The organism is Shewanella waksmanii (assembly GCF_043643685.1).
Taxonomy (GTDB): domain Bacteria; phylum Pseudomonadota; class Gammaproteobacteria; order Enterobacterales; family Shewanellaceae; genus Shewanella; species Shewanella waksmanii_A.
In genome coordinates, this window is record NZ_JBHZSN010000002.1 from 457,343 (window position 1) to 470,474 (window position 13,132).

The 13,132-nt window shown below is 47.1% G+C and carries 10 protein-coding genes; 7 read left to right on the top strand and 3 right to left on the bottom strand.

The genetic code is table 11. The features are described 5' to 3' along the window. Nucleotides 1–137: 137 nt before the first annotated feature. Nucleotides 138–3,326 (bottom strand): NPCBM/NEW2 domain-containing protein, encoded by a 3,189-nt coding sequence (locus tag ACHUFW_RS04845; protein ID WP_394201033.1) that lies wholly within the window; start codon nt 3,324–3,326, stop codon nt 138–140. A 353-nt stretch (nt 3,327–3,679) separates the two neighbouring features. Between ACHUFW_RS04845 and ACHUFW_RS04850 the strand changes: the two genes are divergently transcribed. The 4 genes from ACHUFW_RS04850 to galE are packed head-to-tail and all read left to right on the top strand — an operon-like array spanning nt 3,680 to nt 8,591. After that, complete coding sequence (locus ACHUFW_RS04850; protein ID WP_394201034.1) at nt 3,680–4,723, top strand: UDP-glucose--hexose-1-phosphate uridylyltransferase; 1,044 nt, start codon at nt 3,680–3,682, stop codon at nt 4,721–4,723. Beyond that, the gene (gene galK / locus ACHUFW_RS04855) at nt 4,720–5,898 is read left to right on the top strand and encodes a galactokinase (RefSeq protein ID WP_394201036.1); all 1,179 of its coding nucleotides are present in this window, start codon (nt 4,720–4,722) and stop codon (nt 5,896–5,898) included. The genes ACHUFW_RS04850 and galK overlap by 4 nt, the downstream gene beginning before the upstream one ends. A gap of 55 nt (nt 5,899–5,953) precedes the next feature. Beyond that, nucleotides 5,954–7,513: a sodium/sugar symporter gene (locus ACHUFW_RS04860; protein WP_394201037.1), complete on the top strand. Its 1,560-nt coding sequence runs from the start codon at nt 5,954–5,956 to the stop codon at nt 7,511–7,513. Nucleotides 7,514–7,571: 58 nt separating this feature from the next. Next, nucleotides 7,572–8,591: a UDP-glucose 4-epimerase GalE gene (gene galE / locus ACHUFW_RS04865; protein WP_394201039.1), complete on the top strand. Its 1,020-nt coding sequence runs from the start codon at nt 7,572–7,574 to the stop codon at nt 8,589–8,591. Nucleotides 8,592–8,647: 56 nt separating this feature from the next. Here the strand turns inward: galE and ACHUFW_RS04870 are convergent, their stop codons facing one another. Together ACHUFW_RS04870 and ACHUFW_RS04875 are read right to left on the bottom strand one after the other, a co-directional pair. Then, nucleotides 8,648–8,833 (bottom strand): DUF4250 domain-containing protein, encoded by a 186-nt coding sequence (locus tag ACHUFW_RS04870; RefSeq protein WP_394201041.1) that lies wholly within the window; start codon nt 8,831–8,833, stop codon nt 8,648–8,650. 346 nt (nt 8,834–9,179) lie between these two features. Beyond that, the gene (locus tag ACHUFW_RS04875) at nt 9,180–10,469 is read right to left on the bottom strand and encodes an alpha/beta fold hydrolase (protein ID WP_394201042.1); all 1,290 of its coding nucleotides are present in this window, start codon (nt 10,467–10,469) and stop codon (nt 9,180–9,182) included. A 168-nt stretch (nt 10,470–10,637) separates the two neighbouring features. Here ACHUFW_RS04875 and ACHUFW_RS04880 point away from each other — a divergent pair, with 168 nt between their 5' ends. From ACHUFW_RS04880 to ACHUFW_RS04890, 3 genes are all read left to right on the top strand, one after another. Next, nucleotides 10,638–11,282, top strand: coding sequence for an MBL fold metallo-hydrolase (locus ACHUFW_RS04880; protein ID WP_394201146.1), 645 nt, complete (start codon nt 10,638–10,640; stop codon nt 11,280–11,282). 122 nt (nt 11,283–11,404) lie between these two features. After that, the gene (locus ACHUFW_RS04885) at nt 11,405–12,454 is read left to right on the top strand and encodes an XdhC family protein (protein ID WP_394201044.1); all 1,050 of its coding nucleotides are present in this window, start codon (nt 11,405–11,407) and stop codon (nt 12,452–12,454) included. After that, nucleotides 12,451–13,116, top strand: a complete 666-nt coding sequence (locus ACHUFW_RS04890) for a nucleotidyltransferase family protein (protein WP_394201046.1) — start codon at nt 12,451–12,453, stop codon at nt 13,114–13,116. Before ACHUFW_RS04885 ends, ACHUFW_RS04890 begins: the two co-directional genes overlap by 4 nt. Nucleotides 13,117–13,132: the final 16 nt, after the last annotated feature.

A 13,132-nucleotide genomic window follows, 5' to 3' on the forward strand; every position in this document is an offset into this window, starting at 1 on the left:
CGGCCGTCAATAACAAGATCAAACACCGTATCGCCGATTAAGGTGAGTATTGCGAATGTATATGTGAACATCTGCTGCTTCTAGTGATGTCGATAGTGATAAAAGGGGCGTGAAAGCGCCCCTTAGTTGGTCGGTAGTTATTTGCTCAGCGTTGGCTGACCCCAATTTGCATGATCAAAGTTGATATTATCGCCGCCATCAGTGGCGACAAGGGTTAACTGATTGACGCCATTCACACTGAGGTCGATATCCTGTGCGACATCACCTCCAAACATCAACGGGCTTTGGTACGCAAGCTGACCATCGAGAAAGACTTTAAATTGGATGCTGCCATTGCTGCCTACTTCATCATCAACACCAACCAAAGCGCTAAACTGACGATAGCCTGAACCCAGATCATAACTGATCTCACTGTGGGAGTGAGTCCCGATACCTGCTTCATACTCAATGCCAGCAATGGAAAGCACATTGCCGTCGATACTTTGATTAAACTGAGTCGTCCCCCAACCTGTGTCAATTTGAGTGGGGCTGAGGCTTAACAGCGACACGGTGTCCATCGGGGTTAATGTCGGGCTTAGCCAGTTAGCATGGTCGCTATTAATGCCATCACCGCCATCAGAGGCGATCAGGCTTAACTGGCTAACACCAGTGACATCTAGATCAAAGCTGACTGCAGTATCCCCTCCACTGAGTATGCCTGAATCAAAGGCCAGCTGTCCGTCGAGTAAAATGGTGAACTGGACCGAACCGTTACCGCCGACTTCGTCGTCTACGCCAACGTGACCACTAAAGCTTTGATAGTGAGCCGCCAAGTCGTAAACCAGTTCACTGCTCGCATGGGTACCAATGCCATCACTAAAGATAACGCCGCCTACCCGTAAAGGGTTTCCATCAACACTGGTATTGATGTTGATATCGCCCCAATCGCTGTGTTGTGATACTGGGGCTAGACTGGTTAACTTTGTTTCCCCGGTGTTTGGTGGAGTGACTGGTGGTGGCGTGCTGCCGTCAGTGGTTGCCACAGTGTATGGTTGACCACTGAATACGGTTAACTCGACATAGCTTATCTCTACTCCATTGATAGTATGTGTGTTTGCAGGGACCGCCTGGCCATCGATATAGAGAGTGGGGTGAGCACCATTAAATTGTGCTCGCCATAGTAGTGGTTGATTGCTATTACTGATACTCAGGGTTGAGCTGTGTTCACCTTGGTGTTTAAGAGATATATGGTTATCAATGGTGCGAGTATAATCGTTGATGTCCATAGCTTGTTGGCCATAGGGGAGCTGCTCTACTTGGACAAACTCCATACTCTCGGGCAGTCGAGACAGGGTATCGATTCGGCCAAGGTGGACCTTGGGCTGATATCCCATCATATGGGTTATGAGGTTTGAGACATTAGTAAAGGCTATTTCAGGGTAAGTCTTAATCATCTGTTCGTCGGTTCGGTTGCTATAAAAGCGCTCTAGACCGGTTTGCATCCAGTACCAACCACGGTCATTTTGACCATAGTTGAAAAATGCCTCAGCAAGGTAGGTTTTTGCCTCTTCATTTAGGTTTTCTGAGTTGTCATGAATAAACTGCAGGTAGGCATCGGCTTTAGTTCCTGGTTGTAATAGCTCCTTCATTGGCATGAAAAAACTATTTTCATGGCCCCAGCCAAAGATAGCGTTGCCATAGCCATCGAATGCTCTGGCATAGGTTTGCTTGCTGTCATCGTACCATCGCTGACGAAAATCTTGCAGTAGCGCTGCGGCTTGTTGTTGATAGCGTTCGGCTTCAGCCTGCAAGGCATCTTGGGTCGCTCCTGGTTCAGTTAATGCTGCTTTTGCACTGAGCATCTTCTCAAAGGCTAATGTCGCCTGGTATTGAACGCCTAAGGTATCGCCTGCTTCTACAACACGATTCATCGCATTTTCAACGCGGTAGAGTTGACGGTTTTCAGTGGGGGTTTGACTGAAATCTAGGTTGAGGGTTACATCGGCTAAATTATGCCAGTCTAGGGTGATGTCGCTGACATCTAAGATATCACTTGCATGGGTTCTTGAGCCCGCTTCGACCACCATTCGTTGGCTGATGCCATCTGAGAAATCAAAGCCAAAAGAGAATTTATACCGGTAGGATTGACTGCGTAAAATTGCGTCGAGATAAGTGCTTTTTATGATAACTGTGTTGCCAGAGATGGTGTAATCGCTACCCAAAGTAAGCGCTGTCTCACCATCAAAAACCTCGCTAAGCGTTGTGGTTTCATCGATATTGAGCTGCACCGAGATATCGGGCACAGTTTGAGTGTTTTCGATAAACTGGTAGTCGTGGCTTAAACGAGGTGTTTGGCCTTGTTGGTTGGTTAGGTTGTTAATTCGTACCGAAAGGTAGTCATCTTTACCGTTTTTAAAACGGACTTTCAGCCCCATATCTTGTACGCCGAGTCGGGCAAAGTACTCCTGTTTAATGGTGAGCGTACCGCTCTGCTCATCGTTAGAGAGGTTGAATATCAGCTCATCATCGGCAATGTGGCTAGCGCCTTCAAATTCCCATAGGGTTGGGAGTATTCCCTCGTTTCCTCGGTTGTCGACAATGCCATTACCGTTGAAATCATAACGCTTGGCAAACTGTTGATGTAGCTGCCGACCGTAGTCGATAAAGGTATCAGATAGCCATCTGCTATCGCCAGTTTGCTCATACATTAGATAGACTTTCTCTAGTAACTCTAGTGGTGCCGGTAACTCTTGGAAACCTGCGTCCATATAGTAGGGGGCACCATAAAAGTTATACGACCATAGCGTCCAGTATTCCTGCCAAAAGCTCTTTGGTGTAGCCGAGGCCCAGGGGTCTAAGGGATCTAAATTGGGATCGCTTATCTGTACCCGTTTACTTTGCAGTGCATCAAAGGCAAAGCGATGCAGCATGTCGAAATTCTCTTCATTTAAACTTAACAGCGCTGCGCCTTCGGTTTGGTGTGCCACATCTCTAAGACAGAAATTTTCTCGGTAACCTTGGGCATTAGCTGTGGGGGTGCCATGATAACTGCCCCATAATGATGGCACAGCATCAACGCCAGCCTCTCTAAATTTAGTAATTCTGGGTTCAACCTCGGTAGTTGGAAATTGCTGTGGTCCGACAACGAGATAATCGTAGATGTAGTTAATCGAGCGGTCGATAGCAATATCCAACTGTGGATCGCTGGAGTTGATTTGTAGTTGCGATTGTGGACGAATGCGTGGGTCGGTGATTAAGCCATCGGCATCGGCACTGAGGCTTACAGTGCCTAGGGCAATGGAGATGGCTAGTGAGAGGGTGACGCAGGGTTGGTTGTTGAACATCATCTTATTCACTCCTGACTGAGTTTTATTAGTGGGAATTGACACCAGCAACAGCAGCTACCTCTATTGATGCCTATTTTTTATCCAACCATCAGTGAGCGTGGCTGACCACTCAAAACACAACGGATCATTACCGAAAAGTAAGCTTTGCTATCAGCTAGGGTTGTAAAGCCTGTTGCTGGTTACCTTTCTATTTTAAAAATCGTCTAATTTTCAGCGTGTAAATAATGTTTGATCACTAATTGGGAGCTAAACGCGCCTTTTCAGGAATGACAGCAATAGGGCTTGTGGCTGAGCATATCCCCATCGAAAAATAAACCGGATAGATGGCTGTTATGGTGCAGGTAATAGAGAAAATGGATCAGTTTATTGAAAGTGAGCACCCTCATCGACGTTTTAATCCACTGATGTCGGAATGGGTGCTATTGGCGCCTCACAGAGCAAAGCGACCTTGGCAAGGACAGATAGAGCCAAAAGAGGTGGTAGAGTCTGTCGCTTATGATGAAACCTGTTATCTCTGTGCTGGCAACACCCGTGTAAACGGTGAGGTGAACCCTAACTATCAGTCAACCTTTGTGTTTAATAATGACTTTTCAGCTTTAATGAGCGAAGGACCCAAAGCGCATAATGATGACCCGTTGTTCAAGTTAACTACCGAGCGTGGTGAGAGCCGGGTGATCTGTTTTTCCCCCCACCACAGTAAAACCCTACCAGAGTTGTCATTGATTGAACTGGAACAGGTGATCGCCACGTGGCGTCGAGAGAGCGAAGAGTTGGGACGTCACTACCGTTGGGTACAGATATTTGAGAACAAAGGGGCGGCCATGGGGTGTTCAAATCCTCATCCCCACGGTCAGATCTGGGCGCAAACTCAACTACCGACTCTTGTAGAGAGAAAACAGCAGAATTTGCTGCAATATAACCAGAAATACACCAGCAGTATGTTGGCTGATTATGCGCAACGCGAGTTAGCGAAACGGGAACGTATTGTAGTGCAAAATGAAGACTGGTTGGTGGTGGTGCCCTATTGGGCGGCCTGGCCATATGAGACGCTGCTACTGCCTCGCTTTACGATTAAACGAATCACTGAATTAACCCCAACTACTCAAACTTCATTGGCGGATATTATACAGCAGTTAACAATTCGTTATGACAATCTATTTCGCTGCTCGTTTCCCTATTCTATGGGGTGGCATGGCGCGCCATTTGACAAGAAGATCCATAGTGAGTGGACGCTACATGCACACTTTTTCCCGCCTTTGTTACGTAGTGCCAGTATTAAGAAGTTTATGGTGGGCTATGAATTGCTCGCCGAAGTGCAGCGAGATATCACTCCTGAACAGGCGGCGAAACGGTTACGGGAACAGTCAGCTACTCACTATAAGGCGGAGGAGATATGATGGAATTAGAGCAACTAAATCAGCGATTTAATCAGCTCTTTAGCCGACAGGTTGATGGGGTGGGATATGCGCCGGGACGGGTAAATCTTATTGGCGATCACACTGACTATAACCAGGGTTTGGTACTACCTGCAGCCATCAATATGGGCACTTGGGTGTTGGCGGCTAAGCGCAGTGATAAACGAGTGAACATGGTTGCTGTTGACTTCGATGACACCCTAGTGAGCTTTGAACTTGAGCAAATCCTATTCGATCACCAATGGCCCTGGAGCAACTATATCCGTGGTGTATTTGTTGCGCTTCACGCAGCAATGACAAACCAACAGTCAGCTTTGTTCGGGCGACAGCTCTCTGGTGTCGATCTTTTAATCGGTGGCAATCTGCCTCAAGGTGCAGGTTTAAGTTCATCTGCATCCCTAGAGGTCGCGTTGCTGCGCGCGTTAGCGGATCTTTTTCAGCTACCCATTGATGCAGTATTAGCAGCGCAACTTGGGCAGGCGGCTGAGAATCAGTTTGTTGGTTGTAATTGCGGCATCATGGATCAGCTGACCGCTGCTATGGGCCGTAAATCACAGGCAATGCTGCTAGATTGTCATGACTTAACGACCGAGTTTGTATCACTGCCGCAATCGTTGGCCTTGATGATCATTAATTCCAATATTAAGCGTGAATTGGTTGGCAGTGAATACAACGACAGACGACAGCAGTGTGACCAGGTGGCGCACTACTTTCGTCAGCCAAGCTTACGTGGTGTCACTCAGCAGATGCTCAATGGGGCAAGCGATAAGCTTGATGAGACACTATTGAGAAGGGCACGGCATGTGATCAGTGAAAATACGCGAGTGCAGCAGCTGTTTACCGCATTAATCGACAGTGATTTGCCCCAAATCTCTCGACTAATGGCTGCTTCACACGCCTCGTTGCGTGACGATTTTGAGGTGAGCACAAAGGCGATTGATCAGCTGGTGCAGATAGTCCATGCCATGTTAGGGGAAGGCGGTGGTGTACGTATGACTGGTGGTGGCTTCGGTGGCTGTGTTGTGGCGCTAGTGCCTAAAAGCCGTGTCAGTACGATAATCGATGACATCACTGCCCAATATAAACAGGCAACGGGCTTGGATGCGGATATCTACCTATGTCGAGCGCAAGCGGGCGCCTTTAGCCAATGCAAATAAAACCTTGCGCAAGCACTGCAAGTGAAGGCAATGAAACTAACAAGAGAGCAGGACTATGTTACATATAATTGATATCACAATATTTGTAGGTTACGTGCTGGCTTTGCTACTGCTGGCACTCTATATCTCTCGTGCTGATAAAGAGCATCAGCGTGATACCAAAGACTACTTTTTAGCGGGAAAAGCCCTACCGTGGTGGGCCATCGGTGCATCGCTTATCGCATCCAATATCTCGGCGGAGCAGATTATTGGGATGTCTGGTTCGGGCTATGCTATTGGCTTGGCGATCGCCTCTTATGAGTGGATGGCGGCGATCACCCTAATCTTAGTGGGTAAATATATGTTACCCATCTTCATTAAGAATGAAATCTTTACCATGCCGCAATATTTAGAACAGCGGTTTGATAAGCGAGTGAAGACTATATTGGCACTGTTTTGGCTATCTGTGTATATCTTTGTCAACTTAACAGCAGTACTGTGGCTTGGCGGCTTAGCCATTGAGACCGTGGCAGGGGTAGATTGGCTCTATGGCATGATATTTCTCGCCCTGTTCTCCTTGGCTTACTCCCTTTACGGTGGGCTTAAGGCTGTAGCCTATACCGATATCATTCAAGTGGTGCTATTGATTTTTGGCGGATTACTACTGAGTTATTTAGCATTAAATGCCATATCCGACAACCAAGGAGTCATCGCAGGCTTTAGTGAGCTAACAAAGCAAGCACCAGATCATTTTAAAATGATATTACAACAGAGTAACCCTCACTATATGAGTCTGCCTGGGATCTCTGTGCTGTTGGGGGGGCTATGGATAATGAATATCAGCTATTGGGGATTTAACCAGTATATTATTCAACGGGCACTCGCGGCGAAAAGCATTGGTGAAGCGCAAAAAGGGATAGCCTTTGCCGCCTATTTAAAGCTGCTGATGCCACTGATCGTGGTGCTGCCAGGCATTGCAGCAGTCGTGCTGCACCCCAACTTAACTGCACCGGACCAAGCCTATCCGTCAATGATGGCACTGATGCCTACTGGTATTAAAGGGTTAGTATTTGCCGCATTAGTTGCGGCGATCGTCTCATCACTGGCATCGATGACCAACAGTATCTCAACCATTTTTACCATGGATATCTATCAACCGTTGCAGCCTAACCGAAGTCAGACACACTATGTGATGATCGGACGCCTGGCGACTCTTGTAAGCTTATTGGTGGCATTGGGCGTTGCCCAACCCTTACTTGGCCAGTTTGATCAGGCATTTCAGTATATTCAAGAGTTCACGGGGGTATTTACCCCTGGGATTGTGGTGATCTTTTTGATGGGCATGTTTTGGCGGCAAACCAGCGCAGCAGGGGCTCTGGCTGCAGCGCTGGGCTCTGCGGTGTTTTCTTTCAGTTTGCGCATTTTTTGGCCCGAGCTGCCATTCATGGATAGGGTTAGTGTGGTGTTTATTCTCTGTCTATTGCTGTGTTATGTGGTTTCCTTGCTCGGTCAACCATCCACCCAAGATAGGAGTGTTGCATTGGCGGAGGTAAGTTTTACTACTGCTCGCTCCTTCAACCTGTCTGCGCTTGGAGTCGTTATCATCGTTAATTTGCTCTATGTCACTTGGTGGTAAAGGCACCAGATGATAAAGACCACATGGTATTAAGTCTGTTGCTACTTAGGAGGTATCAATGAAAGTATTAGTTACGGGGGGAGCCGGTTACATTGGCTCTCATACTTGTGTTGTGTTGCTGCAAGCGGGTATCGACGTTGTTGTGCTTGATAACCTGTCAAATGCCAGTGAACAGTCGCTGGTACGGGTAGAGCAGATCACCGGCTGTCAGCTTAGCTTTGTCAACGGCGATGTGCGTGATACCAGCCTATTGCAGCAATTGTTTAATCGCGAGCAGTTTGATGCTGTTATTCATTTTGCTGGCGTTAAAGCGGTCGGGGAATCAACCAGCGCACCGTTGCAATACTATGATATTAACGTCGGCGGCAGTATCGCGCTGTTACAGGCAATGCAAGATAATGGTGTAAAGCAATTTATTTTCTCTTCTTCTGCTACTGTCTATGGTGAGCCAGACTCGGTGCCGATTGTTGAGACAGCCCCACTGCGCTGCACTAACCCCTATGGGCAGAGCAAGTTGGTGGTTGAACATATCTGCCAAGATTGGGTTAGGGCTAATGCAGATGTGAGTGTCACCTTATTACGTTATTTTAATCCTATCGGTGCTCATGTTTCGGGTTTAATTGGTGAAGACCCTCAAGGGGTACCAAATAACCTGATGCCCTTCATTGCTCAAGTTGCTGTGGGGAAACGAGATTATCTGTCTATTTTTGGTGACGATTACGATACACCTGACGGGACAGGGGTACGAGATTACATTCATGTGGTAGACCTAGCACTCGGGCATCTTGCAGCACTGCAGCAACTGAATAACGAGACAGGGTGCCATCTGTTTAATCTTGGTACAGGCAAGGGAGTTTCGGTGATGCAGATGGTCGAACTATTTGCCCAAATCAGTGGTCGTAATATTGCCATTCAAATGGCACCCAGAAGAGTTGGTGATATTAGCAGCTGTTACGCTTGTGCAGACCGTGCCAAACACAGCTTAAATTGGCAGGCAACACGTGATCTTAACCAGATGATTGAGGATACTTGGCGCTGGCAACAAACTCATCCCAATGGCTATGCGAGTGACAGTTAACGCTGTCACCGCTTAATCGTTAATGTTAGTAGGGTCATGAGACTAAGGCAGTTAATTTAGCGATATTGATTGCTAACCGGATCGTAGTAAAAACCAGCTTGCATTAAGCGTTGCTCTAACTGCTCACTGGGGAGATCTAACTGGTAAAACAGCGCTTGTCTATCTTGGCAGTCTAGCCTCAGCCGCTCATTAACAATACCCACCAAAATCTCGCCACTAACGTCCCTAAGGTTATATTCCATTAGCTATCCTCCAGCCTTAATTTAACTCTTTAGGTTTAGTTCAATATGACGCCATTGCCAATAGTTTATCGCCAGTTTTGTGCCAGCGAGTTTTTACTTAGCTTATGGCTGTGGCTGTGGCGGCAAAGGCTGAGGTTGAGGTAGCATTTCAACTTTAGCAACTGTCAGTTCCTATGCGGCTGAAACTGTTGAAACTGCGCATCTGATTATTACCTTTGTTACTGCGGTATTGGTTGTTGTAGATTTTGAAAAATGGTTTTTACAACTATGGGCGAGGGAGCTGGTGTTGGGTTAATAGCCCCCTGTGAGGGGGCTATTAACCGTCATTGACGATGAGTGACGTTAGTTAGCGTACTTGATTATCTCGATTGAGGGCGATCAGTTTGTCGAGTATATGTTCGCCATCCATACGAATGCCGTTATGTTCATATTCAGAGGTTAACCAGTACTTGAGTTTGCCCACTTGTTGACAGGTTTCTAAGCTGTAGCGCATTTCAACAAACATATCTTCACTGTAGATGGCGGCAGCGACTGGCACTGTGTTTTGTTTTAACTTATTGAGATCATATAAGCTTGGCCAATTGGTTTTTTGCGCCAACAGGTGAGCGGCATGCTTCAGTGGCTTGAGATTGGTAAACTGGTCAAATAGCCAAGGGTAGACCATCTCACCGGTAAATAGAAACGGCATATTAGCTTGGTAGTTAAACTCACTGTATGTTTGCCTAACCTGTTGCGCAGCCCAGTTGGAGGCTTGTTGTTGGCAGTAGATGCTTTCATGCAGCAAGGCAAAGATGGGATTGGCGTTGTAGTCGAGTAGTTGACAGAAGTGGGCAAGAAACAATGGATTGAGACTGGGACCCGTGTTCCCCTCGACGAGGGCTTGTTCCAGTAGGTAGTAGACCGCTTCTTGCCCTTGCTCCATACCGATATTAATGCCCAGTAACTGTAGCATCTCGACACTAAGACGCTCACCGCTGGCGATACGCACTTCATGGTCTGTGATGTACTGTGCCAGTGCTTTGACTAAGGCTTGAGCATCGGGAAAGCGTTGGAAAAACTGACGGTTTTTTGCCAGTACTCGTTGATAGGTGGCTTGATAAACCTCCTGAGCTGGGCGTGTTAGTGACGGTAGGCCGCCGGTAATATAGGCCTCTTTCACCCCTTGAGGTGCATCATTGAGGTATTTTAATACGCAGAAGCCACCAAAACTTTGGCCTAAGATGCTCCATTTGTTATCGGGGCTCAGCTGGGCGCGGATCGCTTCGGCATCTTTAATGATGTTATCGGCACGAAAGTAGCTGAGGTAATTAGCTTGCTGCTCACTACTAAGGTGGCCCAGACTGAGGTGATTGACCGGTGTCGATAAACCAGTGCCGCGCTGATCCAGTAGCAGTACCCTAAACTCGCTTAGGGCGCGCTTGATCCAGCCGCTATTATCACTGGGACGGATAGCGCCAAAGCCAGGTCCACCTTGGAAGAAAACCAGAAACGGTAAGTTTTCATCGATGCTGTCATTGGCGACAAGCTCGCGGGCAAAAACGGTGATTCGTTGCTGGTCCGGTTGCTGGTAATCTAAAGGCAGGTGAAAATAATGTTTGACTGCAGTGATCCCAGGTAGCTGATGTATAGTAGGCATAGTCGGGTCATCTCTCATTGTTTAGCTGTTGTGGCAGAGGTTAGGATTGTATACAAAACTAGCCAGCCTGCAATAACTTATCCTAGATCAATTTTTTGTTAGAGAAGTTAGTGAAATAGGTGTAGTTATCGTAGTCTAGTGCTAGGAAGAGGAATGTGGGTAAAGTATATGAAGTATCAAATAGTTCCAGTTACGCCATTTCAGCAAAATTGTAGCATTATTTGGTGTGAAAAAACCAAGCGCGCTGCGGTGGTCGATCCCGGTGGCGATAGCGAGCGTATTGAAGCGCAATTAACCCAATTAGGTTTGACACTCGATAAAATATTGTTGACCCATGGTCACATTGATCATGTCGGCGGCGCGGTAACATTAAGCCAGCACACAGGTGTTGAGGTGATCGGCCCTCATAAAGACGATGAGTTTTGGTTAAGCAGTTTACCGGAGCAAAGCAAACACTTTGGTTTTCCACTCGTTAATGAGTTTACCCCACATCAATATTTAGCTCATGGTGATACTGTTGAAATTGGTGAGCAGTCTTTACAAGTGCTGCACTGCCCAGGCCATACGCCAGGACATATCGTGTTCTTTTCAGCAGATGAGCAGATTGCGTGGGTCGGGGATGTGATCTTTAGGGGCTCTATAGGTCGTACCGACTTTCCGCAGTCAAATCACAGTGATTTAATTCACTCTATTACCCAAGTATTATGGTCATTAGGCCGCGACGTGACGTTTGTTCCTGGTCATGGTCCTATCTCCACGTTCGCAGAAGAGCGACAGCAAAACCCGTTTGTTGCTGATCAGTTATTTGGCTAATTTCCCCATTTTGGTGCGTTGCTAACGTTTTGAAACGATTTGCAACGCATTGACCCTTCTTCTACCTATCTTTCTCTGTTAGCTTAGTTTGCCAATCACTTAAGTTGATAAGATGGACAGGTATGTCACACCATATCGAAGATTTAATCAAACAATGGGCGAGTAAACCACAGGACGGTTGGGTATTGGCGGTCATTACTCAGATCCAAGGCTCAGCTTATCGTAAACCTGGTGCCATGATGTTGTTCCATCCACTGGGACATAGTATTGGTTTGGTGAGTGGCGGCTGCCTTGAAGCGGATTTGAGCCGTAAAGCTCAGCAAGCCATGCAGTTACAGCAGATTATTCGTTGCCAATATGATGCCAGTGATGAAACCGATGCCAGTTATCAACTCGGCTGTGGTGGTATTGTCGATATTATGCTTATTCCTTTGCTTGAAACCAATAATTATGGTGGGCTGCCTGAGCTTCAAAGCCTTTTATCTCGCCATGGCAAGGGGTTTAGCTTAATGCCATTGCTTGCACATGGAACCAGCGCTGAGCAGTTTCGTGCCCAGATTTGTAGTGAAGGTGAAGCGATGGCAAGTTTCTCTGTCAGTGATTTCAAACGTGCAGGGCAGCTCACCTTATCATCAATAAATACATTGGGGCTGGCGCTTGGACAAGCCTATTTGGTCACACCAATATCACGTCGCCCTCGACTGGCTATTTTCGGTGGTGGGGTCGATGCCCAGCCCATGGCCAGTATTGCGCTGCAGTTGGGGTGGCATGTAGATGTTATAGACCCAAGAACCAGCTATGCTCGCGCCCATGACTTTGTAGGGGCTAATCTGTATAAGTGTCGTTTCGCCGATTTGCCCGCGGCATTTTGGTCAGATCTCGATGCCGTGGTCATTATGACCCACAACTTAACTTTAGATGCAGAAGCTGTCAGCCTAGCTGCATCTAGCCAAATCCGCTACTTAGCGTTATTGGGACCTGGACATCGTCGTGACAGGGTTCTCGATATCGCCAACATATCGATGCAACAAATAGGTTGTTATTTTTCCGCGCCAGCAGGGTTAGCATTGGGGGGAGAGCTCCCCAGTTCAATAGCACTGAGTATTTTGTCTCAATGCCATGGGGTGTTGTTCGATGCCAAACTTGTTGCACTAAATGGTGTGATGGTATGACATCAGCATCCAGCAGCAAGCTACTTATCACCTTGTTGGCGGCTGGCGCTAGTCGCCGCTTTGGCAGTCCTAAGCAATTAGCCACTCTAGGGCGCAAGAGCTTATTGCAACATAAACTTGGTGTGTTAAATGAGGTATGTGCTCGTAGTAACGCCGAACTTGTCATTGTGCTGGGTGCCAATGAAATATTAATTCGGGATGCATTGATCAATGATGCTACGACCCCGCCCGTGTCTATGTTATCGAATCCCGATTGGTCGTTAGGAATGGCAAGCTCAATAAAGTGCGCTGTTAGGTACGCCCAAGTTCATAATTATTCGCGATTATTGGTGTGCTTAGCGGATCAAATTGCCCTAACGGTAGATGACTACCTATCTATGTTGGCTGCGAGCAACCACCGACGAGTAGCAGCCTATTTTGAGCAGCGAATTGGCGCGCCAGCGCTGTTTTTAAAACAAGATTATCCCGAGTTATTAACATTGCAGGGCGATGTTGGCGCTAAAGCCCTGCTAAAACAATTATATCAAACCGGAAATCTCGTGGCCTGCGCCAAGCCGCAAGCAAGCATAGATATTGATACTCAAGCACAACTTATCAGTTGGCAAAATAAGCAAAAGCATAATAACAAGGTTTTTCACAGCCCAATAGAGATGAAGCGGTAGGGCAATCAAGGAGTGA